At 68.2% G+C, this 24,805-nt stretch carries 22 protein-coding genes and 1 pseudogene; 10 read left to right on the forward strand and 13 right to left on the reverse strand.

Features of this window, described 5'->3' with window-relative positions:
- Positions 1-112 precede the first annotated feature (112 nt).
- Entirely contained in the window at positions 113-1,555 is a 1,443-nt protein-coding gene (locus tag ABZ659_RS27965) for a CCA tRNA nucleotidyltransferase (protein ID WP_360225148.1), read from the forward strand.
- A gap of 100 nt (positions 1,556-1,655) precedes the next feature.
- Here the strand turns inward: ABZ659_RS27965 and ABZ659_RS27970 are convergent, their stop codons facing one another.
- The 4 genes from ABZ659_RS27970 to ABZ659_RS27985 form a co-directional block, all read right to left on the reverse strand.
- Entirely contained in the window at positions 1,656-2,180 is a 525-nt protein-coding gene (locus ABZ659_RS27970) for a hypothetical protein (RefSeq protein WP_360225150.1), read from the reverse strand.
- Positions 2,181-2,291: 111 nt separating this feature from the next.
- Positions 2,292-3,569, reverse strand: a complete 1,278-nt coding sequence (locus ABZ659_RS27975; protein WP_360225152.1) for an MFS transporter — start codon at positions 3,567-3,569, stop codon at positions 2,292-2,294.
- 78 nt (positions 3,570-3,647) lie between these two features.
- Positions 3,648-4,730, reverse strand: coding sequence for an inositol-3-phosphate synthase (locus ABZ659_RS27980; RefSeq protein ID WP_360225154.1), 1,083 nt, complete (start codon positions 4,728-4,730; stop codon positions 3,648-3,650).
- Between the two features lie 45 nt (positions 4,731-4,775).
- Positions 4,776-5,453, reverse strand: coding sequence for a helix-turn-helix transcriptional regulator (locus ABZ659_RS27985; protein ID WP_360225156.1), 678 nt, complete (start codon positions 5,451-5,453; stop codon positions 4,776-4,778).
- A 374-nt stretch (positions 5,454-5,827) separates the two neighbouring features.
- On the opposite strand from ABZ659_RS27985, the gene ABZ659_RS27990 reads away from it, so the two are divergent.
- Positions 5,828-8,524 carry a transglycosylase domain-containing protein gene (locus ABZ659_RS27990; protein WP_360225158.1) on the forward strand — a complete coding sequence of 899 codons (2,697 nt, stop codon included), beginning with the start codon at positions 5,828-5,830 and terminating at the stop codon, positions 8,522-8,524.
- A 104-nt stretch (positions 8,525-8,628) separates the two neighbouring features.
- A complete protein-coding gene (locus tag ABZ659_RS27995; RefSeq protein ID WP_360225160.1) occupies positions 8,629-10,152 on the forward strand; it encodes a glycosyltransferase 87 family protein in 1,524 nt (507 codons plus the stop codon).
- Between the two features lie 69 nt (positions 10,153-10,221).
- Here ABZ659_RS27995 and ABZ659_RS28000 read toward each other — a convergent pair whose 3' ends face one another.
- The 3 genes from ABZ659_RS28000 to ABZ659_RS28010 all read right to left on the reverse strand — a co-directional run bounded on the left by ABZ659_RS28000 (position 10,222) and on the right by ABZ659_RS28010 (position 12,949).
- Positions 10,222-11,253, reverse strand: coding sequence for an alanine racemase (locus ABZ659_RS28000; protein ID WP_360225162.1), 1,032 nt, complete (start codon positions 11,251-11,253; stop codon positions 10,222-10,224).
- A 74-nt stretch (positions 11,254-11,327) separates the two neighbouring features.
- Complete coding sequence (gene femX / locus ABZ659_RS28005) at positions 11,328-12,449, reverse strand: peptidoglycan bridge formation glycyltransferase FemX (RefSeq protein ID WP_360225164.1); 1,122 nt, start codon at positions 12,447-12,449, stop codon at positions 11,328-11,330.
- A gap of 185 nt (positions 12,450-12,634) precedes the next feature.
- Positions 12,635-12,949, reverse strand: a complete 315-nt coding sequence (locus tag ABZ659_RS28010; RefSeq protein WP_360225166.1) for a hypothetical protein — start codon at positions 12,947-12,949, stop codon at positions 12,635-12,637.
- 295 nt (positions 12,950-13,244) lie between these two features.
- Between ABZ659_RS28010 and rpsF the strand changes: the two genes are divergently transcribed.
- The 4 genes from rpsF (at position 13,245) to rplI (ending at position 14,966) form a co-directional block, all read left to right on the forward strand.
- Positions 13,245-13,535 (forward strand): 30S ribosomal protein S6, encoded by a 291-nt coding sequence (rpsF, locus tag ABZ659_RS28015; RefSeq protein WP_003991486.1) that lies wholly within the window; start codon positions 13,245-13,247, stop codon positions 13,533-13,535.
- 75 nt (positions 13,536-13,610) lie between these two features.
- Positions 13,611-14,189: a single-stranded DNA-binding protein gene (locus ABZ659_RS28020; protein WP_360225168.1), complete on the forward strand. Its 579-nt coding sequence runs from the start codon at positions 13,611-13,613 to the stop codon at positions 14,187-14,189.
- Between the two features lie 75 nt (positions 14,190-14,264).
- Positions 14,265-14,501: a 30S ribosomal protein S18 gene (gene rpsR, locus ABZ659_RS28025; RefSeq protein ID WP_003949403.1), complete on the forward strand. Its 237-nt coding sequence runs from the start codon at positions 14,265-14,267 to the stop codon at positions 14,499-14,501.
- An 18-nt stretch (positions 14,502-14,519) separates the two neighbouring features.
- Positions 14,520-14,966: a 50S ribosomal protein L9 gene (rplI, locus tag ABZ659_RS28030; protein ID WP_360225170.1), complete on the forward strand. Its 447-nt coding sequence runs from the start codon at positions 14,520-14,522 to the stop codon at positions 14,964-14,966.
- Positions 14,967-15,137: 171 nt separating this feature from the next.
- Here the strand turns inward: rplI and ABZ659_RS28035 are convergent, their stop codons facing one another.
- A complete protein-coding gene (locus tag ABZ659_RS28035; RefSeq protein WP_360225172.1) occupies positions 15,138-16,475 on the reverse strand; it encodes an MATE family efflux transporter in 1,338 nt (445 codons plus the stop codon).
- A 460-nt stretch (positions 16,476-16,935) separates the two neighbouring features.
- Between ABZ659_RS28035 and dnaB the strand changes: the two genes are divergently transcribed.
- Both dnaB and ABZ659_RS28045 read left to right on the forward strand, forming a co-directional pair.
- Positions 16,936-18,414 carry a replicative DNA helicase gene (gene dnaB, locus ABZ659_RS28040; RefSeq protein ID WP_360225174.1) on the forward strand — a complete coding sequence of 493 codons (1,479 nt, stop codon included), beginning with the start codon at positions 16,936-16,938 and terminating at the stop codon, positions 18,412-18,414.
- A 64-nt stretch (positions 18,415-18,478) separates the two neighbouring features.
- A complete protein-coding gene (locus ABZ659_RS28045) occupies positions 18,479-19,864 on the forward strand; it encodes a serine hydrolase domain-containing protein (RefSeq protein ID WP_360225176.1) in 1,386 nt (461 codons plus the stop codon).
- A gap of 68 nt (positions 19,865-19,932) precedes the next feature.
- Here the strand turns inward: ABZ659_RS28045 and ABZ659_RS28050 are convergent.
- Positions 19,933-20,380, reverse strand: a pseudogene (locus tag ABZ659_RS28050) (GNAT family N-acetyltransferase).
- A 10-nt stretch (positions 20,381-20,390) separates the two neighbouring features.
- Positions 20,391-20,849: a MarR family transcriptional regulator gene (locus ABZ659_RS28055; RefSeq protein ID WP_360225178.1), complete on the reverse strand. Its 459-nt coding sequence runs from the start codon at positions 20,847-20,849 to the stop codon at positions 20,391-20,393.
- A 141-nt stretch (positions 20,850-20,990) separates the two neighbouring features.
- On the opposite strand from ABZ659_RS28055, the gene ABZ659_RS28060 reads away from it, so the two are divergent.
- The gene (locus tag ABZ659_RS28060; RefSeq protein WP_360225180.1) at positions 20,991-22,205 is read left to right on the forward strand and encodes an MFS transporter; all 1,215 of its coding nucleotides are present in this window, start codon (positions 20,991-20,993) and stop codon (positions 22,203-22,205) included.
- A gap of 24 nt (positions 22,206-22,229) precedes the next feature.
- On the opposite strand, the gene ABZ659_RS28065 is transcribed toward ABZ659_RS28060, so the two are convergent.
- The 3 genes from ABZ659_RS28065 to ABZ659_RS28075 form a co-directional block, all read right to left on the reverse strand.
- Positions 22,230-23,096 carry a GNAT family N-acetyltransferase gene (locus ABZ659_RS28065; RefSeq protein WP_360225182.1) on the reverse strand — a complete coding sequence of 289 codons (867 nt, stop codon included), beginning with the start codon at positions 23,094-23,096 and terminating at the stop codon, positions 22,230-22,232.
- 161 nt (positions 23,097-23,257) lie between these two features.
- Positions 23,258-23,740: an NUDIX hydrolase gene (locus ABZ659_RS28070; RefSeq protein ID WP_360225184.1), complete on the reverse strand. Its 483-nt coding sequence runs from the start codon at positions 23,738-23,740 to the stop codon at positions 23,258-23,260.
- 99 nt (positions 23,741-23,839) lie between these two features.
- Positions 23,840-24,745, reverse strand: a complete 906-nt coding sequence (locus tag ABZ659_RS28075; RefSeq protein WP_360225186.1) for a LysR family transcriptional regulator — start codon at positions 24,743-24,745, stop codon at positions 23,840-23,842.
- Between the last annotated feature and the right edge of the window lie 60 nt (positions 24,746-24,805).

Raw genomic sequence — 24,805 nt, forward strand, 5'->3', positions numbered from 1 at the left:
CCGCCGACGTGCATACGCGCCTCTGCGGGGGAACACGCGGTTGACGGAGAACGCGGTCGTGTGCAGGTAAGGGCGCGCTCGGCGGTGCCTCGGCCACGTACCCTCTCTTGTTGTGCCGAATGCCAACGAAGACAAGCTCCGTGTCCTGAACCAGGTGCAGCGCCGCGCGGTCGACGAGCCGCTGACGGTCGCGCCCGTCGCCGACGACCTCGCGCGCCGCTTCGAAGCGGCCGGGTTCTCACTCGCCCTGGTCGGCGGCTCGGTCCGGGACGCGCTGCTCGGCCGACTCGGCAACGACCTGGACTTCACCACCGATGCCCGCCCCGAGGACGTACTGAAGATCGTGCGGCCTTGGGCGGACGCCGTATGGGACGTCGGCATCGCCTTCGGCACGGTCGGGGCGCAGAAGGGCGGCTACCAGATCGAGGTCACCACCTACCGCTCCGAGGCGTACGACCGTACCTCGCGCAAGCCCGAGGTGGCCTACGGCGACTCCATCGAGGATGACCTGGTCCGCCGTGACTTCACCGTCAACGCGATGGCGGTGGCGCTGCCGGAGAAGACGTTCATCGACCCGCACGGCGGGCTCGACGATCTCGGGGCGCGGGTGCTGCGCACACCGGGCACTCCGGAGGCGTCCTTCTCGGATGACCCGCTGCGAATGATGCGGGCGGCTCGGTTCGCCGCACAGCTCGACTTCGAGGTGGCTCCCGAGGTCGTCACGGCCATGACGGAGATGGCCGGCCGGATCGAGATCGTCTCGGCCGAGCGGGTCCGGGACGAGTTGAACAAGCTGATCCTCTCCGCGCACCCGCGCAAGGGTCTGGCCCTGCTCGTCGAGACCGGCCTGGCCGACCGTGTGCTGCCGGAGCTGCCCGCCCTGCGGCTGGAGAGTGATGAGCACCACCGGCACAAGGACGTGTACGACCACACGCTGATCGTGCTGGAGCAGGCGATTGCCCTGGAGGGGAACGGCCCCGACCTGACCCTGCGGCTGGCAGCGCTGCTGCATGACATCGGCAAGCCGCGCACGCGTCGGTTCGAGAAGGACGGCCGGGTCTCCTTCCACCACCATGAGGTGGTCGGCGCGAAGATGACCAAGAAGCGCATGACGGCGCTGAAGTACTCCAACGAACTGGTGAGGGACGTCTCACGCCTGGTGGAACTCCACCTGCGCTTCCACGGCTACGGCACCGGCGAGTGGACCGACTCCGCTGTCCGCCGCTATGTGCGGGACGCCGGACCGCTGCTCGACCGGCTGCACAAGTTGACCCGCTCCGACTGCACGACCCGCAACAAGCGCAAGGCCACCGCGCTCTCCCGGGCCTACGACGGTCTGGAGGAGCGCATCGCCCAGCTCCAAGAGCAGGAGGAGCTGGACGCGATCCGGCCTGACCTCGACGGCAACGAGATCATGCAGATCCTCGGCATCAAGCCGGGCCCGGCCGTCGGCAGCGCCTACAAGCACCTGCTGGAACTGCGGTTGGAGCACGGTCCGATGGGCCACGACGACGCGGTGGCGGCACTGAAGGAGTGGTGGGCCGAGCAGAGCTGACGCTGGGAGACGAGGTCATGTTTCACGTGAAACACGACCTCGTCCCAGACGCGAAGAGGGCCGGTGTTTCACGTGAAACACCGGCCCTCTCGCTGTGCGACTACTTCTTGTAGTCCTTCAGGCAGAGCAGGAAGTCCGAGCCGTCACCGGACTCGGTGTAGACGTACTCGAAGTCCTTGGCCTCGGTCTCACACTTCGTCTGAGCGGTGAGCCCGGTGTAGTTGCCCTTCACCTTGGCCAGCACCTCGTACTGGGCGTCAGACGAGGTGCAGTCGACGACCTCAAGGTCCGGGTTGCTGTCGTCGCTGCTCCCGCGGTGCATACAGTCACCGACGGAGGCCGTGCTGGCGTCGTCCTGGCTCGATATGTAAGCGCCGGCTGCCACACCGACGACGATCACGGCGATCGCGATGTTCTTGATCGTCTTGAAGCTGAGCTTGCGGCGGGGCTGCTCCGGCGGGACCGGTGCGTACGGCGCGGTGGCCTGCTGCGGGAAGCCGGGCTGGCCGCCCTGGGGCGGGTACGGAGCCTGGGGCTGGCCCTGGGCGAAGGGGTTCTGGCCCTGGGGCTGACCCTGAGGCTGGTTCTGTGCGAACGGGTTGCCCTGGGACGGCGGAGTAGACACTTGGGGGTCCCCCTTGAACATAGGTGTGCGTGGCGCGATGACGTCGCGCTATAAGTCCCACGTAAGTTATCGGGCCGCACTGACAACGCCGCAGGCGGCTACGGCTCTGTGTCACTGATGTGACACTCTGCGGCGTTCAAAGCGGGCCATAGCCACCGCAACTGCTCCGTAGATAACGGCCACCGTTACCACCAGCGGGGCCGAGCGGCCGTCCGGCGGGAGCATCAGCGCGGCCATTCCGGCGGCGCCGACGAAGGCGATATTGAACAGGACGTCGTAAACGGAGAAGATCCGGCCACGGAAGCCGTCCTCGACCGAGGACTGCACGACCGTGTCCGTGGCGATCTTCGCGCCCTGCGTGGTCAGCCCCAGGACGAAGGCCGCGACCAGCAGGGGAACAGCCGCGAACGGCAGCCCGAGGGCCAGTTCCAGGACCGCGGCAGCCGCCGAGCACACCACGATCCAGCGCCCGGGACCGAGCCGCGTCGCCGCCCACGGCGTCACCACGGCCGCCGTGAAGAAACCGGCACCGGAGATGCCCAGCGCCAGCCCCAGCAGGGCGAGTCCCTCGTCCGTACCGGAGGTCAGGGCGTAACGGCACAGCATCAGCACCGTCACCGTCAGGGCGCCGTAGCAGAACCGCATCAGCGTCATCGCCCCCAGGGCCCAGGCGGCCTCCCGGCGCGGCGGCGCGGCAAGGTGCCGTACCCCCGCCGCCAGGTCCCGGGCCGTCCCGGCGAGGGCCGCCCCCAGCCGGGGCTGCACCAGGGCGGGCTCGGGCCCCAGCAGCGCCACCGCGATCCGCAGCGAGGCGAGGGCCGCGCACAGGTACAGGCCCGCTCCCAGCAGCACCACGGCGGCGTCGGAGTCCGAGACCAGCAGCCGTACGACGAAGGCGAGGCCGCCGCCCGCGGTGGCGGCGAGCGTGCCCGCGGTCGGGGAGAGGGAGTTGGCCATCACCAGCCGGTCGGCGTCCACGACGCGCGGCAGCGCGGCGGAGAGCCCCGCGAGGACGAAGCGGTTGACGGCGGTGACGCACAGGGCGGAGACGTAGAAGAGCCAGTCCGGGACCCCGCTGATGATCAGGGCCGCCGTCACCGAGGCGAGGGCGGCGCGCAGCAGATTGCCGTAGAGGAAGATCTGGCGGCGGCGCCAGCGGTCGAGCAGGGCACCGGCGAAGGGGCCGACCAGGGAGTACGGCAGCAGCAGGACCGCCATGGCGGAGGCGATCGCGGTGGGGGAGGTCTGCTTCTCGGGCGAGAAGACGACGTAGGTGGCGAGACCGACCTGGTAGACCCCGTCGGCGCCCTGGGAGAGCAGTCGTACGGCGAGTAGGCGCCTGAAGTCCTGGAAGCGCAGCAGGACGCGTAGATCGCGGACGACGGCCATGGGCACAGCCTCACATACCGAGAGGGTCCCCGGGCGCGCGACCCGGGGACCCTCAACAGCTCACAGGACAGCGCCTGGTCAGTGGTCGACCTCGCCCTTGATGAACTTCTCGACGTTCTCGCGAGCCTGGTCGTCGAAGTACTGGACCGGCGGGGACTTCATGAAGTACGACGACGCAGACAGGATCGGGCCGCCGATGCCGCGGTCCTTGGCGATCTTCGCGGCGCGGAGGGCGTCGATGATGACACCCGCGGAGTTCGGGGAGTCCCAGACCTCCAGCTTGTACTCCAGGTTCAGCGGGACGTCGCCGAACGCACGGCCCTCCAGGCGGACGTAGGCCCACTTGCGGTCGTCGAGCCAGGCCACGTAGTCGGACGGGCCGATGTGGACGTTCTTCTCGCCCAGCTCCCGGTCGGGGATCTGGGAGGTGACGGCCTGAGTCTTGGAGATCTTCTTGGACTCCAGGCGCTCACGCTCGAGCATGTTCTTGAAGTCCATGTTGCCGCCGACGTTGAGCTGCATCGTGCGGTCCAGGATGACGCCCCGGTCCTCGAACAGCTTCGCCATGACGCGGTGCGTGATGGTGGCGCCGACCTGCGACTTGATGTCGTCGCCGACGATCGGGACGCCCGCCTCGGTGAACTTGTCCGCCCACTCCTTGGTGCCGGCGATGAAGACCGGGAGGGCGTTGACGAAGGCGACCTTGGCGTCGATGGCGCACTGGGCGTAGAACTTCGCCGCGTCCTCGGAGCCGACGGGCAGGTAGCAGACGAGGACGTCGACCTGCTTGTCCTTGAGGATCTGGACGACGTCGACCGGGGCCTCGGCGGACTCCTCGATGGTCTCGCGGTAGTACTTGCCGAGACCGTCGAGCGTGTGACCGCGCTGGACGGTGACGCCCGTGTTGGGCACGTCGCAGATCTTGATGGTGTTGTTCTCGGAGGCGCCGATGGCGTCCGCGAGGTCGAGGCCGACCTTCTTCGCGTCGACATCGAACGCGGCGACGAACTCCACGTCACGGACGTGGTAGTCGCCGAACTGGACGTGCATCAGGCCGGGGACCTTGGTCGCCGGGTCGGCGTCCTTGTAGTACTCGACTCCCTGCACCAGCGACGCGGCGCAGTTGCCGACGCCGACGATGGCTACGCGAACCGAACCCATTCCGGTTGCTCCCTGTGTGTACTCGGTGAGGCCCTGACAGGGACCTCACGTGGCGGTGTCGTCGGGCGTATCCGGCCGGGGGTCGTCCCCCGGCCGGGGCAGGCCGCCCGTCGCTCCAGATGTGGTGTCCTGTTGAGCGGACCCCCCGGTGGCGGAACCTCTGAGGTCCCGCCCGGCCCGCTCGCTCTCGATCAGCTCGTTCAGCCAGCGCACTTCGCGCTCCACGGACTCCATACCGTGGCGCTGGAGCTCGAGGGTGTAGTCGTCGAGGCGCTCCCGGGTGCGGGCCAGTGAGGCGCGCATCTTCTCCAGGCGCTCCTCCAGCCGACTGCGGCGGCCCTCCAGTACGCGCATCCGCACGTCGCGTGAGGTCTGCCCGAAGAAGGCGAACCGCGCGGCGAAGTGCTCGTCCTCGTAGGCGTCGGGGCCCGTCTGTGAGAGCAGCTGCTCGAAGTGTTCCTTACCATCTGCCGTCAACCGGTAGACGATCTTGGCCCGTCGGCCCGCGAGGGTGGCGGCGGGCTCGGTGATGTTCCCCGGTTCCTCGATCAACCAGCCGTTGGCGACCAGCGTCTTGAGGCAGGGGTAGAGCGTCCCGTAGCTGAACGCGCGGAACACACCCAGTGATGTGTTGAGTCGTTTGCGCAGTTCATAGCCGTGCATCGGAGATTCGCGGAGCAGGCCGAGTACGGCGAACTCAAGAATTCCGGAACGCCGGCTCATCGTCGCCTCCTCTCTGCCGCAGGGATCCCGTGACGGTCTTTATGCCGTGCTGATGTATCGACTCGATACATCAGCACGATAGAACGACGACCCTGGTGCGACAAGAGGGAGGACAGTGAACGGCGTCACATCACTGATTCGACAGAAGCAAGTTGCCGGATTTGGGGTGAACTTCGGGCCTAGACGGGTTTACAGGCTGCGTAGTCTGTGCGCCATGCACACCACCGGGAACCGAGTTGCGCCAGGGGGCGTCCCTGTCCCCGGTGCAGTACGGGTGAATGCGGTAACAGCCGCATCCGTACTTCGGGGGGACCGGAAACCAGCCGCCGTTTCCAGGCGCGCAGAGGTGCGCCTGCCCGAGGAGTAGTCGTTCGATGAGCGAGCACCGTCGCAAACCGCCGCAGCCGCAGGGAGGCGGACGTGCCGCGGCCCGACGCGGCCAGTCCGGCTCGGCCTCCGGCCGCCGCGCGGCACCGCGAGGCGCCACCGGGTCTCCTTCCGACTCCTACGGGTCGGAACCCCACGAGGGTGAGGAGCGCCCCTATGGTGGCCGCGCCGAAGCCCGCCGAGCAGCGCAGAGGAGCGGAGGGAGCCGCCGCAGAGCGGCCGAACCCGGACGCGGCGGCAGGCGCGCCGCTCTCGGTGGCCGCGCCGCTGACCCCGGGAAGAAGCGGCTCATCGACTACCCACGCGCGGGCCGCTTCGGCTGGCGCCGCTGGGTGCCCTCCTGGAAGCTCGTCTCCGCCCTGAGCCTCGCGTTCTTCGGCAGCCTCGTCGCCATCGCGGGCGTCGGCTACGCCATGGTGAGCGTCCCGAAGGTCGCCGAGACGGCGACGGCCCAGAACAACGTGTACTACTGGGCCGACGGATCCGAGATGGTGTCCACCGGCGGGGAGACGAACCGGCAGATCATCAACCTGTCGCAGATCCCCAAGGAGATGCAGTACGCCGTCGTCTCCCAGGAGAACAAGACCTTCTACACGGACAGCGGCATCGACCCCAAGGGCATCGCCCGAGCCATGTTCAACATGGCCCGCGGCGGTGACACCCAGGGCGGTTCGACCATCACCCAGCAGTACGTGAAGAACGCGATGCTGGACGACCAGTCGCAGACCGTCACCCGCAAGTTCAAGGAACTGTTCGTCTCCATCAAGGTGGGCGCGTCCCTGCCCAAGGACGAGATCATGGCCGGGTACCTGAACTCGGCCTACTACGGTCGCAACGCGTACGGCATCCAGGCCGCCGCCCGCGCCTACTTCAACAAGGACGCCATCGACCTCAACCCGGGCGAGTGCGCGTTCCTCTCGGCCATGCTCAAGGGCGCCACCTACTACGACCCGGCCGGTGCCACGTCGATCGACCCGGTCAACGCCACGCCCGAGAAGAACAAGAAGCGCGCCCAGGTCCAGATGCAGGACACGCTGGACAAGATGGTCGAACTGGACCACCTCGACGCGACGACCCGGGCCAAGTACCCGAGCCTGCCCAAGGTCAAGAACCCCCGGTCCAACACCGCGCTCAGCGGTCAGACCGGTTACCTCGTCGACCTGGTCAACGCCTACCTCGTCAACAACAGCGACAAGACCGGCATCACCGAGCGCAAGCTCCGCGAAGGCGGCCTGTCGATCCACACGACCTTCGACAAGAAGAAGGTCGCGGCGCTGGAGAAGGCTGTCAAGAAGGTCAAGAAGGCCAACATCGACCCCAAGAAGCGCCCGGACAAGGACACCCACGTCCAGTTCGGCGGAGCCTCCGTGGACCCCGCGACCGGCGCCATCGTGGCGATCTACGGCGGCAAGGACGCCACCCAGCACTTCACCAACAACGCCGATGTGACCGGCGCCCAGGTCGGTTCGACGTTCAAGCCCTTCGTCCTCGCGGCGGCGATGAAGTGGGGCGTGCGGGATCCCGACCTCGGGGAGGTCCAGGCCCAGGACGAGCGCACCGTCGTCTCCCCGAAGAGCCTGTACAGCGGCAAGAACAAGTACAAGATCGAGAACTACGACGGGTCGGTCTGGCACGACGAGGACGGCAAGGAGTGGCTGCAGGTCAACGACGGTGACGAGTCGCGTGGCACCCCGCCCGACTACAAGATCGACCTGCGCGAGGCGATGCAGTTCTCCGTGAACTCCGCCTTCGTGCAGCTCGGCATGGACGTCGGCCTGGACAAGGTGAAGGAGGCGGCTGTCGAGTCGGGCATCCTGGAGAGCAGCCTGGCGGGCGCCAGCTTCCCTTCGTTCTCCATCGGCACCTCCGACCCCAGCGCCATCCGGATGGCGGGTTCGTACGCCACCTTCGCCGCCAGCGGCAAGCAGCGTTCCCCGTACTCCGTCACCAAGGTGACCAGCAAGGACGGCCCGATCTACACCCACGAGGACGAGACCGAGCAGGTGTTCACCTCGCAGGTGGCCGACAACGTCACCGACGTGCTGAAGACCGTCGTCGAGGCGGGCACCGGTACCAACGCCCAGCTCCCCGGCCGTGACGTGGCCGGTAAGACCGGTACCACGGACGACAACAAGTCCGCCTGGTTCGTCGGCTACACACCGCAGCTGTCGACGGCGATCAGCATGTTCCGGTACCCGGACGACGAGACCATCAAGAACCGTACGTTTCTGAAGATGTACGGAACGGGTGGCCAGGACTCCATCCACGGTGCGTCGTTCCCGTCCGAGATCTGGCAGGCGTACATGTCCGAGGCGCTGAAGGGCCAGCCGGTGAAGCGGTTCCCCAAGCCGGAGCCGATCGGTGAGGTGGTCAACGAAGAGGAGTCCGCGAGCCCGTCGCCCTCGGCCAGCGAGACGGAAGAGGAGAGCCCGACCCCGACTCCGACGCCCACCAAGACCAAGCGCAACACACCGACGGCGTCGCCTCCGACCCAGACCTGCGACTCCTGGTGGGGCTGTGACACCACCGGCGGCAACGGGAACGGCAACGGCGGCGAGACCGGCGGCCCGGGAGAATCCCCGTCACCTTCGCCGTCGACCAGCGAGTCCGGCATTGAGGAAACCGGCGGGAACGGTAACGGCGGCAACGGAAATGGGGGCCTCTTCGGAGGCGACAGCACTTAGCCGCCATATGACCCGGCACGGGTGTTTCACGTGAAACACGGCGAGGGCCGCCGCACCGACCAGGTGTGGCGGCCCTCGCCGTGTTCCCAGACGGGTACGGCAGGATGTGCCCCATGCCCAGTGCAGAGACGACACAAGCGAGCGCACGCCGGTCCGACCTGGTGCAGCCCACACGGGCCGACGAGGTCGCCGCGAGCGGCAGTGAGCTGATCGGCGGCCCCATCGGCAGGCACGCCCTGCTGGGGACGTCCTGGTGGACACCTGTACGGGTGATCGCGCTCGTGGCGATCGGCATGTTCGCCCTCGGCCTGGTCCAGAAGGCGCCCTGCTACAACGGCGGCTGGTTCTTCGGCGCCGGCTCGCAGTACACGCATGCCTGCTACTCGGACATCCCGCACCTCTACAACGGCCGCGGCTTCGCCGACGGGCTCGTGCCCTACTTCGACCGGCTCCCCGGCGATATGGAGTACCTCGAGTACCCGGTACTCACCGGCGTCTTCATGGAGGTCGCCTCCTGGCTCACACCGGGCAGCGGCAGCATCCAGCACCAGGAGCAGTGGTACTGGATGGTCAACGCCGGGATGCTGATGGTCTGCGCCTCCATCATCGCCGTCTGCGTCTCCCGCACCCACGCCCGGCGCCCCTGGGACGGTCTGCTCGTCGCCCTGGCCCCCGCCTTCGCGCTGACCGCGACCATCAACTGGGATCTGCTGGCCGTCGCCCTCACCGCCGCCGCGATGCTGATGTGGTCACGCGGGCGCTCGCTCGCCTTCGGCGTCCTGCTGGGACTCGCCACGGCCGCCAAGCTGTACCCCGTCTTCCTCCTCGGCCCGCTGCTCGTGCTCTGCTGGCGTGCGGGGAAGTGGCGGGACTTCGGGAAGGCGTTCGCGGGTGCGGCCCTCGCCTGGCTCGTTGTGAACCTTCCGGTGATGCTCCTCGCCTTCGACGGCTGGTCGAAGTTCTACACCTTCAGCCAGGAACGCGGCGTCGACTTCGGATCCTTCTGGCTGATCATGGCCCAGAACTCCAGCGACCCGCTGAGCACCGAGATCGTCAACGCGCTCGCGATGTTCCTCATGCTGCTGAGCTGTGCGGGCATCGCGGCCCTCACCTTCACCGCCCCGCGTCGGCCTCGCTTCGCCCAGCTGGCTTTCCTGATCGTCGCCGCGTTCATCCTCACCAACAAGGTCTACTCGCCCCAGTACGTGCTGTGGCTCGTGCCGCTGGCCGTCCTCGCCCGGCCCAAGTGGCGGGACTTCCTGATCTGGCAGGCGTGCGAGGTCGCGTACTTCCTCGGCATCTGGATGTACCTCGCGTACACGACCAGCGGCGACGCCCACAAGGGCCTGCCGACCGACGGTTACCACTGGGCCATCGGCCTGCACCTGCTCGGTACGGCGTACCTGTGTGCCGTCGTCGTACGGGACATCCTCATGCCGGAGCGGGACGTCGTGCGCCGGGCGGGCGACGACGATCCCTCGGGCGGTGTCCTGGACGGGGCCGACGACGTGTTCGTCCTCGGCTCTCTGGCCCGGCCGCCCCGGCACGCGGCGCCCTTCGTGGAGGGGCCGCAGGTGAACTGGGGGGAGCCCGCGGAGGGGCCCGGTCATTCCGCCGCCAGTCAGTGAGGCGGGAGGCGGCGACGGAGCGGGAGACGGCGCCCGCTTCGGTTCGGCCTGCTGGCTCGCCTCAGGCGGTCAGCGGTCCATCAGGCGGTCGAACTGCGTCGTGGTGTGCCGGAGGTGGGCCACCAGTTCGTCGCCCACCTTCGGCTCCGGCGCGTCAGCGGGCACAAACAGGATCGAGACCTGCATGTGCGGCGGCTCCGCGAACCAGCGCTGCTTGCCGCCCCAGACGAACGGGGAGAGGTTCCGGTTGACCGTGGCCAGACCGGCCCGAGCGACGCCCTTGGCACGCGGCATGACGCCGTGCAGCGCCTTGGGGGCCTCCAGGCCCACCCCGTGCGACGTTCCGCCCGCCACAACCACCAGGAAGCCGTCTGAGGCCGCCTTCTGCTGCCGGTAGCCGAAGCGATCGCCCTTGGCGACGCGGGTGACGTCCAGTACGGCGCCGCGGTACTCGGTGGCGTCGTGGTCCCCCAGCCACAGCCGGGTGCCGATGCGGGCACGGAAGCGCGTCTGCGGGAACTGCTGCTGCAGCCGGGCGAGTTCCTCGGCCTTGAGGTGGCTCACGAACATCGTGTGCAGCGGCAGCCGGGCGGCACGCAGCCGGTCCATCCAGCCGATGACCTCCTCGACGGCGTCGGAGCCGTCGGTACGGTCCAGCGGCAGGTGGATCGCGAAGCCCTCGAGACGGACGTTCTCTATGGCCGCGTGCAGCTGTGGCAGGTCCTGCTCGCTCACCCCGTGCCGCTTCATCGAGGACATCACCTCGATCACCACGCGGGCCCCCACCAGGCCGTACACGCCGTCGACCGACGACACCGACCGGATCACCCGGTCAGGCAGCGGCACCGGCTCCTCGCCGCGCCGGTACGGCGTCAGCACCAGCAGATCACCGCCGAAGAAGTCCTTGATGCTCGCGGCCTCGTACGTCGTACCGACGGCGAGGACCTCGGCGCCCAGCCGCGTGGCCTCCTCCGCCAGCCGCTCGTGGCCGAAGCCGTAGCCGTTGCCCTTGCAGACCGGGACGAGCCCCGGGAACTGCTCCTGCACGTGCTTGTGGTGCGCCCGCCAGCGCGCGGTGTCGACGTAGAGCGTGAGCGCCATGGCCGGACCTGGAACCTTTCTCGTGGCTGCGGTGTATCAGAGGTATGGAAGCTATGGAACCAAACGGTCGCGGCTCAGCGGCGGGACATGTAGATGTCGAGCGCCTTGTGGAGCAGCTTGTTGAGGGGGAAGTCCCACTCGCCGAGGTACTCGGCGGCCTCGCCGCCCGTTCCCACCTTGAACTGGATCAGACCGAAGAGGTGGTCGGTCTCGTCCAGCGAGTCGGAGATGCCCCGCAGGTCGTAGACGGTGGCGCCCAGGGCGTACGCGTCCCGCAGCATCCGCCACTGCATCGCGTTCGAGGGCCGGACCTCACGGCCGATGTTGTCGGAGGCGCCGTAGGAGTACCAGACGTGACCGCCGACGACCAGCATCGTCGCCGCGGCCAGGTTCACACCGTTGTGGCGGGCGAAGTACAGCCGCATCCGGTTGGGGTCCTCGGTGTTGAGGGCCGACCACATGCGCTGGAAGTACGACAGCGGGCGCGGCCGGAAGTGGTCGCGCACGGCGGTGATCTCGTACAGCCGCTGCCACTCCTCCAGGTCGTGGTAGCCGCCCTGGACGACCTCCACGCCCGCCTTCTCCGCCTTCTTGATGTTGCGGCGCCACAGCTGGTTGAAGTTCTTGTGCACCTCTTCCAGCGACCGGTTCGCCAGCGGCACCTGGAAGACGTAGCGGGGCTGCACGTCGCCGAACCCGGCGCCGCCGTCCTCACCCTGCTGCCAGCCCATCCGGCGCAGCTTGTCCGACACCTCGAAGGCGCGCGGCTCGATGAAGTCGGCCTCGATGTCCCGCAGCCGCTTGACGTCCGGGTCCTGGATACCCTTCTTGATGGACGTGGCCTCCCAGCGTCGGATGACCACCGGCGGGCCCATCTTCACGGAGAACGCGCCCTGCCGTTTGAGGTGGGCCAGCATCGGCTGGATCCAGTCGTCCAGGTTCGGCGCGAACCAGTTGATGACCGGGCCCTCGGGAAGGTAGGCCAGATAGCGCTTGATCTTCGGCAGCTGCCGGTAGAGGACCAGGCCGACACCGACCAGCTCGCCGGTGCGGTCGTCGAACCAGCCGAGGTTCTCGGAGCGCCACTCCGCCTTGACATCTGCCCATGCCGGGACCTGCATGTGGCTCGCCGCCGGCAGACTCTGGATGTAGGCCAGATGCTGCTCGCGACTGATGGTCCTCAAGGTCAGGCTCATTCGGGGCGCTCCTCGGGCTGGTGTGTCCCCATGGGGTCAGGGGCTCCGGCTCTCGCGCCGAAGCCTACTGCGCCCTGGGAGCGCCCCGACTGGGCACACGGCACCTTCACCCCGGGCCACGGCCTACCGGAGTACACCGGGGCGTTTCGGGAGGACGGCGTCCGCGGGTCCGGGACGCCTCCGTGTCAGCCGACGACGCCGCCGAAGAGTCCGCCGTGCGCCATCCCGAGGAAGAAGCCGACGGCCGAGGCGCCGAGTCCCAGGATCAGGCCGAAGCGTTCGCGGGTCGTCTCCGAGACCCACTGCCCGTACGCGCCCGTCATGATCCCCAGCAAACCCGTCCAGGAGCTGAGGAGATGCAGGTCGTGGAACATCGCCGAGACGAAGGCCGTCACTCCGAGCACCAGCGTCACCGCGAGCAGGGTGTCCTGGAGCGGATGACGCCGGTCGTCCGTGGCGAACAGAGAGCCGGCGGTGTTGGGTCGCATTGCCTGTGCCATGGGGCACCTCCTGCGGAAGGCGGCGCACTGTAGCGCCATACACACCCGATGTGTCCAGATTGACTGCCTCCCCGGGGGAATTTCAACCGGAAGCACTCATGCGGGTAGGCTGTACCGTCTGCACCGGTGTCTGCCCACACCGAGTCGGTGACGCGTCAGGTACCCGTCCCCACCGACCTGGGAAACCGCCTACCGACCCCGCTTGTCAGTGGCGGCCGATACCGTTGCGTACGCATCACAACCCTCCTGCCACGGAACGACCGTGGCCGCTGAGTCCGAAGGAGGTGGGTTCCACATGCGTCACTACGAGGTGATGGTCATCCTCGACCCCGACGTCGAGGAGCGCGCTGTCTCCCCGCTGATCGAGAACTTCCTTTCTGTCGTCCGTGACGGCGGCGGCAAGGTCGAGAAGGTCGACACCTGGGGTCGTCGTCGTCTCGCGTACGAGATCAAGAAGAAGCCCGAGGGCATCTACTCGGTCATCGACCTGCAGGCCGAGCCTGCGGTCGTCAAGGAGCTCGACCGCCAGATGAACCTGAACGAGTCGGTCCTCCGGACCAAGGTCCTCCGCCCCGAGACCCACTGAGCCTTCGCTCAGTAGATCTCGGGTTTCGAGTAGCAGCACCAGCAGCCAGCAGCAAACCCGCCGAGAGGTTCCCCCATGGCAGGCGAGACCGTCATCACGGTCATCGGCAATCTTGTCGATGACCCCGAGCTGCGCTTCACCCCCTCCGGTGCGGCGGTCGCGAAGTTCCGTGTCGCGTCCACTCCCCGCACCTTCGACCGTCAGACCAATGAGTGGAAGGACGGCGAGAGCCTGTTCCTGACCTGCTCGGTCTGGCGTCAGGCGGCGGAGAACGTCGCGGAGTCGCTTCAGCGAGGTATGCGCGTCCTCGTGCAGGGCCGGCTGAAGCAGCGGTCCTATGAGGACCGTGAGGGCGTCAAGCGCACGGTCTACGAGCTGGACGTCGACGAGGTCGGCCCCAGCCTGCGCAACGCCACGGCCAAGGTCACCAAGACCAGCGGCCGAGGCGGTCAGGGTGGCTACGGCGGCGGTGGCGGCCAGCAGCAGGGCGGCGGCTGGGGCGGCGGCCCCGGTGGCGGCCAGCAGCAGGGCGGCGGAGCTCCTGCCGACGACCCCTGGGCGACCGGCGCACCCGCCGGTGGCCAGCAGGGCGGCGGCGGTGGTGGCTGGGGCGGCGGCTCCGGCGGCGGCTACTCGGACGAGCCCCCCTTCTAGACCTTCGGGTCCCGGCCCCCGAAGGGCCGAGGGCGGGCCGTATCCCCAACTTCTTGATCACACAGGAGAAACACCATGGCGAAGCCGCCTGTGCGCAAGCCGAAGAAAAAGGTCTGCGCTTTCTGCAAGGACAAGGTCACGTACGTGGACTACAAGGACACGAACATGCTGCGGAAGTTCATTTCCGACCGCGGCAAGATCCGTGCCCGCCGCGTGACCGGCAACTGCACGCAGCACCAGCGTGACGTCGCCACGGCCGTCAAGAACAGCCGTGAGATGGCGCTGCTGCCCTACACGTCCACCGCGCGCTAAGGGAAGGGTGACCGAATCATGAAGATCATCCTCACCCACGAGGTCTCCGGCCTCGGTGCCGCGGGCGACGTTGTTGACGTCAAGGACGGTTACGCTCGCAACTACCTGATCCCGCGGAAGTTCGCTATCCGCTGGACCAAGGGTGGCGAGAAGGACGTCGAGCAGATCCGTCGTGCTCGCAAGATCCACGAGATCCAGACCATCGAGCAGGCCAACGTGGTGAAGGCTCAGCTTGAGGGCGTCAAGGTCCGCCTGGCCGTCCGCTCCGGCGACTCCGGCCGCCTCTTCGGTTCCGTCACCCCGGCCGATGTCGCCTCGGCGATCAAGGCTGCGGGCGGCCCCGAGGTCGACAAGCGCCGCATTGAGCTGGGCTCGCCGATCAAGAGCCTGGGCGCTCACGAGACGTCCGTGCGTCTGCACCCCGAGGTGGCCGCCAAGGTCAACATCGAGGTCGTCGCGGCCTGATCGCCGTACTTGGCTGGAACAGCTGAGAAGGGCCGCACCCTACGGGGTGTGGCCCTTCTGCGTGGCCAGGAGGCTGTCACTTAGTGGGCGGTTCGCGAACCGCCCACTAAGGACGTGCTGGTGAGATCCGACCCGGTGGTTGTTTCACGTGAAACGACGCGCCTGCCCGCGTCAGCGCGTCGCGCCGGTCACCAGCCAGCGGCCTGAGCGAGTGCGCACCCACAGGGTGAGCATCCGGACCGTCATCATCAGGTTCATCGCCACCCAGAGCGCGGTGAGGCCACCGCCGAAGGTGGGCACGAGAAGCGCCACGGGGGCGAAGACCGCCAGGGTGAGGAGCATGGCCCAGGCGAGATAAGGGCCGTCGCCCGCGCCCATGAGTACGCCGTCCAGGACGAAGACCACCCCGCTGATGGGCTGGCAGACCGCCACGACGATCAACGCAGGCAGCGCGGCGTCCTTCACCAGGGAGTCGCTGGTGAACAGCGGCAGGAAGAGGGGGCGCGTCAGGACGACCAGGACCCCGAGGACGACCCCTGCCGCGACGCCCCACTGGACCATACGGCGGCACACGTCGCGCGCACCCTGGGCGTCACCGGCACCGAGACAGCGGCCGATGATGGCCTGTCCGGCGATGGCGATGGCGTCGAGGGCGAAGGCCAGCAGGCTCCACAGGGACAGGATGATCTGGTGCGCCGCGATATCGGCGTCCCCGAGGCGGGCGGCGACGGCCGTCGCGATCATGAGGATGGCCCGCAGGGAGAGCGTACGGACCAGCAGTGGCACCCCGGCCTGGGCTGATGCCCTGATGCCGGCGAGGTCGGGGCGCAGCGCGGCCCCATGTTTACGGGCACCGCGGATGACGACGAGGAGATACACCGCAGCCATCCCGCACTGGGCGATGACAGTGCCCCAGGCCGAGCCCGCGATGCCCAGGCCGACACCGTAGACGAGGACCACGTTGAGGGCCGCGTTGGTGACGAAGCCCGCGATGGCGACGTACAGGGGCGTTCTGGTGTCCTGGAGTCCGCGGAGTACACCGGTGGCGGCGAGGACCACGAGCATGGCGGGGATGCCGAGGGAGGAGATTCTGAGGTAGGTGGTGGCGTAGGAGGCCGCGGTGTCGGAGGCCCCGAAGAGGTCGACGAGTGCCGGTGCGGTGGGCAGGACGATGGCGATGACCGTGGCGCCGAGCAGCAGGGCGAGCCAGATGCCGTCCATTCCCTGGCGGATCGCGGCCGGGAGATCGCCTGCGCCGACGCGTCGGGCGACGGCGGCGGTGGTGGCGTAGGCGAGGAAGACGAACACGCTCACAGCGGTGGTGAGGAGGGCGGAGGCGACGCCGAGTCCGGCGAGCTGCGCGGTGCCGAGATGGCCCACGATGGCGCTGTCTGCCAAGACGAACAAGGGCTCGGCGACCAGCGCGCCGAAGGCCGGAACGGCCAGCGCGACGATCTCTCGGTCGTGCTGTCGCCGTGCGGCGCGGGTGATCGCGGGAGCCTGTGTCATGAGCACCAATCTAATCTTCCACAGGTAAGAGATGCAATCATGGTGCGACCCTTACGTATGGTCTCGCGCTGTGTACTCTCGCACACACTCCGGAAGGATCTTGAGCCGACCGGGGAAGTTTTTGTTCTGCACAGCCGGTGGACGGGAAAACGGCAGGTCAGGGGCGTTCTCCAGGGAACCCGCGGAGCTTGTTCACAGGGCTGTCCACCGCGTCGTGCACAGGATTTGTCGAGTTCTCCACAGCATCCGGGTCGTCGTCCACATGGCCTGTGGATAACCAGATTGGCTGACGGTGCCAGGGGGCCTACGGTTGTCCGGCGCCCGCTCCGTCTGTCGGCAGCTAAACCATCACAAAACCGACGCGTCACAAGTGGAGTTGGGCTTCTCGGATTGTCGGTGCCGTGCCGTAGAAATGAGGGGCACGGCGAGGTCCGCTCGGCGGACGGGAGGAGGTGGCTCGGTGAGTATTTCCGAGCCCTTGGACGACCCGTGGGCCGACAGCGGCCCCAGTGATCGTCTGCCCGCGTCCCGTCGCCGTGGCGACGGAGGCCGAGGCCGGGACGAGCAGCACGACCGCGGCCCGGACAGCCCCGGGTGGGACGGCGGAGGCTCCTCCTTCGAGCGGGTGCCGCCCCAGGACCTCAACGCCGAGCAGTCCGTCCTCGGCGGAATGCTCCTGTCCAAGGACGCCATCGCGGACGTCGTGGAGATCCTCAAGGGCCACGACTTCTACAAACCCGCGCACGAGACGATCTACCAGTCCGTCCTCGACGTCTACGCCCGGGGCGAACCGGCCGACCCGATCACCATCGCCGCCGAACTGACCAAGCGCGGTGAGATCAACAAGGTCGGCGGTGCGGCCTACCTCCACTCGCTGGTCCAGACGGTGCCGACGGCGGCGAACGCCGAGTTCTACGCGGAGATCGTGCACGAGCGCGCGGTCCTGCGACGGTTGGTCGAGGCCGGAACCCGTATCACCCAGATGGGATACGCGGCCGACGACGACGTCGACGAGATCGTCAACCGCGCCCAGGCCGAGATCTACGCGGTTACCGAGCAGCGCACCAGCGAGGACTACCTGCCGCTCGGCGACATCATGGAGGGCGCCCTCGACGAGATCGAGGCGATCGGCTCCCGCAGCGGCGAGATGACCGGTGTGCCCACCGGGTTCACCGACTTCGACTCCCTCACCAACGGTCTGCACCCCGGGCAGATGATCGTCATCGCCGCGCGCCCGGCGATGGGCAAGTCGACGCTCGCGCTCGACTTCGCCCGCGCGGCGTCCATCAAGAACAACCTGCCGAGCGTCATCTTCTCCCTGGAGATGGGCCGTAACGAGATCGCCATGCGTCTGCTGTCCGCTGAGGCCCGGGTCGCGCTGCACCACATGCGCTCCGGCACGATGACCGACGAGGACTGGACCCGCCTGGCACGCCGGATGCCGGACGTCTCCGCCGCACCGCTCTACATCGACGACTCGCCCAACCTGTCGATGATGGAGATCCGGGCCAAGTGCCGTCGGCTGAAGCAGCGCAACGACCTGCGGCTGGTGGTCATCGACTACCTCCAGCTGATGCAGTCAGGCGGTTCCAAGCGCGCCGAGAGCCGTCAGCAGGAGGTCTCGGACATGTCCCGAAACCTGAAGCTGCTCGCCAAGGAGCTGGAACTTCCTGTCATCGCGCTCTCCCAGCTGAACCGTGGCCCTGAACAACGCACGGACAAGAAGCCGATGGTCTCCGACCTGCGTGAGTCCGGCTCCATCGAGCAGGACGCCGACATGGTGATCCTCCTGCACCGTGAGGACGCCTACGAGAAGGAGTCACCACGCGCCGGTGAGGCGGACCTGATCGTGGCCAAGCACCGAAACGGCCCCACGGCGACCATCACGGTCGCTTTCCAGGGGCACTACTCGCGTTTCGTGGACATGGCACAGACCTGATGCTCTGACGAGCCCCGGGTCAATGGGCTCGACGTGCGGGCGGCTGGCGGGGTGGACTGACGGTATGACGACTGCTCAGGACAACCTGCTTGCGGGTACGCAAAGGGCGTTGCTGCACCGGATCGCCGTGGCCCAGTCGGAGGGGAGGGCGCCGTCGCTGGTCGCTGCGGTTGCTCGGGGTGGGCGGGTGGTCTGGCACGGGGCACGGAGTTCCATGGACGGCCATGCGCCGGACGAGAACGTGCAGTACCGGATCGGCTCGATCACGAAGACGTTCACCGCGGTGCTGGTGCTCCGGCTGCGGGACGAGGGACTGCTCGACCTCACGGATCCGTTGGAGAAGCATCTGCCGGGGACCGGCGCGGGCGCGGTCACGATCGCCGAGTTGCTCGCGCACAGCGGTGGGCTCGCGGCCGAGTCGCCCGGTCCGTGGTGGGAGCGCACACCCGGGTCCCTGCGGCCGGAGCTTGCCGATGTGCTCGGTGAGCAGCCTTTCCGGCACCCCGTGGGCCGTCGGTTCCACTACTCGAACCCGGGCTACACCCTGCTGGGCGCGCTGGTTGAGAAGGCGCGGGGCGCTTCGTGGCCCGACGTACTTCGGCGGGAAGTGCTCGAACCCCTGGAGCTGAGTCGGACGAGCGTACGGCCGCAGTCGTCCCATGCGGGCGGTTGGGCGGTGCACCCCTGGGCGGATGTGATGTTGCCGGAGCCCACCGAGGATCTGGGGCGGATGGCGGCGGCAGGTCAGCTCTGGTCGACCACCGCTGATCTGGCGCGCTTCGCCGTTTTTCTGATGCGGGGGGACGACCGGGTGCTGAGCCAGGAGAGCGTCCAGGAGATGCGGGCACCGGCCGCGTCGGTCGAGGCGGCGGATGTGGCAGACGGTTACTCCTATGGACTCGGACTGGAGATCCGGCATCGTGACGGCCGCTTGCTGGTGGGCCATGCGGGCTCGCTGCCGGGCTTTCTGGCCAGCCTGGTCATCGCCGTCGCGGACGACGTGGCGGCGGTGGTGCTGACGAACTGCACCTCGGGGCCGTTGGCATCGACTGTCGGTGCCGATCTCGTACGGATCGTCGCCGAGGCCGAGCCGCGGATTCCGGAGCCCTGGCGGCCCCTGCGGGAGGTCGAACCGGCCACGCTGGAGCTGGCGGGGCAGTGGTACTGGGGGACGTACGGGTTCGGGCTTCGGGTGACGGCCGATGGACTGATCTCGCTGGAGCCGTTGTCCGGCACTGGCCGCCGCTCACGGTTCCGGGCGAACGGCGATGGCACCTGGACCGGACTGGAGGGCTACTACGCCGGCGAGTTGCTGCGGGCCGTACGGCAGGTGGACGGAACCGTGAGCCATCTCGACCTGGGGTCGTTTGTGTTCACCCGCCAGCCCTACGACGTACAGGCGCCGGTGCCGGGCGGTGTGGACCCCGACGGCTGGCGAGGGATCGGCTGAAGCTGGTTCGTGGGCTGCGTGGCGAACGACGGCGTCCTGTTTCACGTGAAACGGGACGCCGCCTGCTGTCAGAGCGGGAGTTTGAGGCCGGTGTGCGATGCCTGGAAGCCGAGCCGCTCGTAGAAACGGTGGGCGTCCGTGCGGGTGTTGTCGGAGGTCAGCTGCACCAACTGGCAGTTCTGTCGACGGGACTCGTCGATGGCCCACTCGATGAGCAGGGTGCCCAGGCTGTTGCCGCGCTCGTCGGCGTGGACACGAACGCCCTCGATGATCGACCGGGTGGCACCGCGGCGTGACAGTCCCGGAACGACGGTGAGCTGTGCCGACGACGCGGCCTTCGCGGACGGCGACGACCAGATGCTGGTTCGGGTCGGCGCTGAGACGGTCCAGCGCGGTCCGGTAGGGGGCTAGATCGTCCGGGGACTCGCGCTGGGCGCCCAGCGGGTCGTCAGCGAGCATGTCGACGATCGCGGGCAGATCGGCGGCGGCAGCGACACGTATTTCGAGAACTCCCATGCCCGAAACCCTAGGCGGGCACGTTCAGGGACTCCACGACGCGGACCAGAGGGGTGAGTTCCGGGTGTGTGGCGGCTTCGTCCAGGGCCTTGCGCAGGGCGGCGTCATGGGTGGGCCGTGCCTCGTTCAGCAGCTTCAGACCGGCTTCCGTGACGTCGGTGTAGATACCGCGGCGGTCGGTGGGGCAGAGGTAGCGCTCCAGCAGACCGCGGTCCTCAAGGCGGGTGACGAGGCGGGTCGTGGCGCTCTGGCTGAGGACGACGGCGTCGGCGACCTGCTTCATCTGGAGGTGACCGCCCTCGCCGTTGTGCTGTCGGCTGAGGACGTTGAGCAGGGAGTACTCACGCGCACTGAGTCCGTGGTGGGTCTGCAGGGCGCGCTCGATACGCGCCTCGATCCTGCCGTGCAGCAGGGAGAGGGTGCACCAGCCCTGGGCGAGGGCGGTGAGCGCGGGGTCCGTCGCTGTCATTGACGTCTTCCTTCGTCCCGGAGCGGCTGAGTCCAAGGATAGAGCAGCGCCGCAATAGACGGCAGTTGCATGTAACCCGCGTATGCAAGTATTGTGCGTGCATGAAAGGCGCTGCTGCAATTACTTGAAAGGTATCCCTCCATGCCTCTCGCGCTTCTGGCCCTCGCGATCGGGGCCTTCGGGATCGGCACGACCGAATTCGTGATCATGGGGCTGCTGCCCGATGTCGCTGGCGACTTCGGGGTCTCCATCCCCACGGCCGGCTTCCTGGTGACCGGCTATGCCCTCGGCGTGATGTTCGGCGCACCCTTGATGACCGTGCTCGGCACGAAGGTCTCCCGCAAGCGGATGCTGATGCTGCTGATGGGCCTGTTCATCGTCGGCAACCTGCTCTCCGCCCTGGCCCCGGCCTTTGCGGTCATGCTGATCGGCCGCGTGGTCGCCTCACTCGCCCACGGTGCCTTCTTCGGTATCGGCTCGGTCGTGGCCGCGGAACTGGTCTCCGCCGACAAGAAGGCCGGAGCCATCGCGATGATGTTCACCGGGCTGACCGTCGCCAACGTCGTGGGTGTCCCGCTGGGCACACTGGTCGGGCAGTCCGTCGGCTGGCGCGTGACGTTCGCCCTCGTCGCCGGGCTCGGTGTACTCGGCCTGCTCGGCGTCGCCCGGCTCGTCCCCGACCTGCCGAGGGCGCAGGGTGTGCGGTTCCGCCATGAGGTGGCCGCCCTCCGGAACGTCCAGGTCCTGCTCGCCATGGCGATGACGGTGCTCGGCTTCGGCGGTGTCTTCGCGGCCATCACCTACATCGCGCCGATGATGACCGACGTCGCCGGGTTCGCCGACTCCTCTGTCACCTGGCTGCTGGTCCTGTTCGGCCTCGGGATGGTGGGCGGCAACCTCGTCGGCGGCAGGTTCGCCGACCGCGCCCTGATGCCCATGCTCTACGTCTCCCTGGCCGCTCTCGCCATCGTCCTCGCGCTGTTCACGCTCACGGCACACCACAAGGTCCTCGCGGCCCTCTCCATCGCGCTGGTCGGCGCGCTGGGCTTCGCCACCGTGCCGCCGTTGCAGAAGCGCGTCCTGGACCAGGCGCAGGGCGCCCCGACACTGGCCTCCGCCCTGAACATCGGCGCCTTCAACCTCGGCAACGCCCTGGCCGCCTGGCTTGGCGGGCTGGTGATCTCGGCAGGTCTCGGCTACACCGCCCCCAACTGGGTGGGCGCGCTGCTGGCCGCCGCTGCTCTGGGCCTCGCGGTCCTGTCGACCGTCCTGGAACGACGGGACGGTACCGCCCCGAGCACCGTCGTGACGGCAGGCGTCAGTCCTTCTGAGCAGCGGACCGCGGTCCCTCGCTGAGGGACCGGTGTCTGGTGAGGTCGCTCAGCCCGTGGCTACCGTCAGCGGGGCGAAGCGTCGGGTCCAGTCCCCGGGCAGGTCCGTCGCGCCGTACGTCATGACCGCGTTGAAGTCGATGGTCGCGAGGCCGCGTTCCTTCACCCAGGCCAGCAGTTCCGCGTGCCGTACGTCGATGTCGGTGCGCAGCGGCCGGTCGGTGTGGGCGGCGAGCGAGGTGATGAGGGCCTTCGCTGTCTCCGTGTCGCGGCTGATCAACGGGCCCACCACATGGGTGTCCATGTTGGGCCAGGCGGCGGCGTAGCCGATGATCTCGCCATCCGCCACGGCAACCCGTACCCGGTCGGCGAAGGCGGGCAGCCGGGTGATGATGTGGGTGCGATCCGTACCGAACGCCTGGGCGTCCAGCCGCAGGATCGCCGCGAGGTCCTCGGCGGTGGCCGGGCGGGTGGCCACCTTGGGTTCCGGTCCGCCGGGGGTGAAACGGCCACTCACCATCTCCGCGCGGCCGATGGTCTTGAACCCGAGTTCCTCGTAGAGCGGTCGGCCGTGAGGGGTGGCGTACAGGGTCAGGGGAGTCGTGCCCATCGAGGAGAGGACGTGGCGCAGCAGCCGACGGCCGACGCCTCGGCGGGCATGGCGTTCAGCGACCAGGACCATGCCGATGGCACCCAGCTCGGGGCGGACCGGCACTCCGTACTCCGTGACGACACAAGCGCTGACGAGGCCCCCCTCGGGGTCGTCGATGCCGTATCCCTTCCCGGCCGTCAGAAGGAATCCCCACTTGTGTTCCTCGCGCGGCCACCCCCGGTCCTCGGACAAGTCGGCGCAGGCGGGGAGATCGCGAAGCGTCAGTCGGCGGATGGGGAGAGCGGCGAGGGGAGGAGTAGGCACGCAGGTCAGGCTGTCAACGTATGCCGGTGGCGTCCACCCGTTTCGAAAGAGATGTACGCGCTTTTGGTCAAGCGGAGACTGGCCGCGCAGTGTTCGGGTGGGTAGGAGGTGTTTCACGTGAAACATCAGCGGCCGTACGGCGCGAGCCGACTGCCGTCAGGTCAGCCCAGGTCAGGGGCGTGCATCGCGCGTACGCCCTCGATGTTGCCGTCCAGATAGTGCCGCAGCGACAGCGGAACGAGATGGACGGAGGCGATTCCGACGCGGGTGAAGGGCACGCGGACGATCTCGTACTCGCCCAGCGGCTCATCCACCTCGGGGCCATGCCGCAGGGCCGGGTCCATGGACTCCAACCGGCAGACGAAGAAGTGCTGCACCTTCACCCCGGTCGCGCCGCCGTCCTCGCCGATGTGCTCGACGGTGTCCACGAAGCAGGGGACCACGTCGGTGATCTTGGCGCCGAGTTCCTCGTACACCTCGCGGTGCAGGGCGTCGACGACGGTGGTGTCCCCCGGCTCGACCCCGCCCCCGGGAGTGACCCAGTAAGGATCCACGCCGGGCTTGGTGCGCTTGATCAGGATCAGTTCGCCGCCATCCAGAAGAACGGCGCGTGCGGTGCGCTTGACCACGGGTCGGACGGTCATGGAAGAAATGTGGCCCGCACGGTTCCACGTGAAACATCGCGAGAGGTCACTAGCCGAGCCCGGAAAGCGGGCCTCCCCGGACACCCCCGACCGCTCACTTCAACACCAGTCGGCGGCGGCCCGCTGAAGCCACTCATGGGCTCGCGCGATATGCGGCATGGCCAGGGTGCCGGTGCGCACGACCAGGAAGTAGGTACGCAGCGGCGGCACCGCGGGCTCGTGCAGGGCGACCACGTCCCCACGCTCAAGGGCGGACCCGCACAGATAGCGGGGCAGCACCGCGAGTCCGGCACCCGCGCTCGCGCAGGCGAGCACCGCCCGCAGATCGGGCACGATGACGGTCCCGGCCGCAGGGGTGCGGGAGTCGAAGAAGGAGGCCCAGTAACGGGAGATGAAGGGCAGTGACTCGTGCACCTCCACGACCGGGACATGTTCCAGGGCGAGGGCGCCCCTGCCGCGCAGCCTCCCGGGGCTGATCTCCTTGGTCCAGTGGGGCGCGGCGACCAGGACGTGCTCCTCGTCGCAGAGCGCGGTCGCCGTGAGGAGGGCGCCACGCGGCTGGGTCGTGCTGATGGCCAGGTCATGGTGTCCGGCGGACAGCCCTTCCAAGGCCTCCTCAGCGTTGCCGAACGACACCCGCAGGGCGAGGTGCTGTCCGTCCTCGCCGGTCAGTCCCACCAGCGCGGGCAGGGCACGCTCGGCGGTGAACTCCGGTGGGCCTGCGAGATGCAGGGTGCGTAAGGAGGAGTCGTCGTCGAGCCCGCTCTCGGCGATCTCCACCAGGGCGTCGAGATGCGGTGCCGCCTTGTGGGCGAGTTCGTCGCCGATGGTCGTCGGGGTGACACCCCGCGACTGCCGTAGGAACAGAGGTCGGCCGAGTTGCCGTTCCAGCGTGCGGATCTGCGAGGTGACAGCGGGCTGGGACAGGCCCAGCAGGGCGGCGGCGCGGGTGAAGGAACCGGCCCGGTGCACAGTGACGAACGTGCGCAGCAAGGCCAGATCCATGGCGTGCCCCACCCCTTCTCCTGCCCTGCTTCAGCTTTGGACAGGGCTCAACTATAAAAA

Source organism: Streptomyces sp. NPDC006997 (genome assembly GCF_040635175.1).
Lineage (GTDB): Bacteria > Actinomycetota > Actinomycetes > Streptomycetales > Streptomycetaceae > Streptomyces.

Excerpts from the sequence above, each read along its gene's own strand:
- ABZ659_RS27975 (WP_360225152.1), bottom strand. The coding sequence starts at position 3,569 with ATGGCCGTCGTCCGCGATCTACGCGTCCTGCTGCGCTTCCAGGACTTC.
- ABZ659_RS27980 (WP_360225154.1), bottom strand. The coding sequence starts at position 4,730 with ATGGGTTCGGTTCGCGTAGCCATCGTCGGCGTCGGCAACTGCGCCGCG.
- ABZ659_RS27985 (WP_360225156.1), bottom strand. The coding sequence starts at position 5,453 with ATGAGCCGGCGTTCCGGAATTCTTGAGTTCGCCGTACTCGGCCTGCTC.
- ABZ659_RS27990 (WP_360225158.1), top strand. The coding sequence starts at position 5,828 with ATGAGCGAGCACCGTCGCAAACCGCCGCAGCCGCAGGGAGGCGGACGT.
- ABZ659_RS27995 (WP_360225160.1), top strand. The coding sequence starts at position 8,629 with ATGTGCCCCATGCCCAGTGCAGAGACGACACAAGCGAGCGCACGCCGG.
- ABZ659_RS28000 (WP_360225162.1), bottom strand. The coding sequence starts at position 11,253 with ATGGCGCTCACGCTCTACGTCGACACCGCGCGCTGGCGGGCGCACCAC.
- femX (WP_360225164.1), bottom strand. The coding sequence starts at position 12,449 with ATGAGCCTGACCTTGAGGACCATCAGTCGCGAGCAGCATCTGGCCTAC.
- ABZ659_RS28010 (WP_360225166.1), bottom strand. The coding sequence starts at position 12,949 with ATGGCACAGGCAATGCGACCCAACACCGCCGGCTCTCTGTTCGCCACG.
- rpsF (WP_003991486.1), top strand. The coding sequence starts at position 13,245 with ATGCGTCACTACGAGGTGATGGTCATCCTCGACCCCGACGTCGAGGAG.
- ABZ659_RS28020 (WP_360225168.1), top strand. The coding sequence starts at position 13,611 with ATGGCAGGCGAGACCGTCATCACGGTCATCGGCAATCTTGTCGATGAC.
- rpsR (WP_003949403.1), top strand. The coding sequence starts at position 14,265 with ATGGCGAAGCCGCCTGTGCGCAAGCCGAAGAAAAAGGTCTGCGCTTTC.
- rplI (WP_360225170.1), top strand. The coding sequence starts at position 14,520 with ATGAAGATCATCCTCACCCACGAGGTCTCCGGCCTCGGTGCCGCGGGC.
- ABZ659_RS28035 (WP_360225172.1), bottom strand. The coding sequence starts at position 16,475 with ATGACACAGGCTCCCGCGATCACCCGCGCCGCACGGCGACAGCACGAC.
- ABZ659_RS28045 (WP_360225176.1), top strand. The coding sequence starts at position 18,479 with ATGACGACTGCTCAGGACAACCTGCTTGCGGGTACGCAAAGGGCGTTG.
- ABZ659_RS28055 (WP_360225178.1), bottom strand. The coding sequence starts at position 20,849 with ATGACAGCGACGGACCCCGCGCTCACCGCCCTCGCCCAGGGCTGGTGC.
- ABZ659_RS28060 (WP_360225180.1), top strand. The coding sequence starts at position 20,991 with ATGCCTCTCGCGCTTCTGGCCCTCGCGATCGGGGCCTTCGGGATCGGC.
- ABZ659_RS28070 (WP_360225184.1), bottom strand. The coding sequence starts at position 23,740 with ATGACCGTCCGACCCGTGGTCAAGCGCACCGCACGCGCCGTTCTTCTG.
- ABZ659_RS28075 (WP_360225186.1), bottom strand. The coding sequence starts at position 24,745 with ATGGATCTGGCCTTGCTGCGCACGTTCGTCACTGTGCACCGGGCCGGT.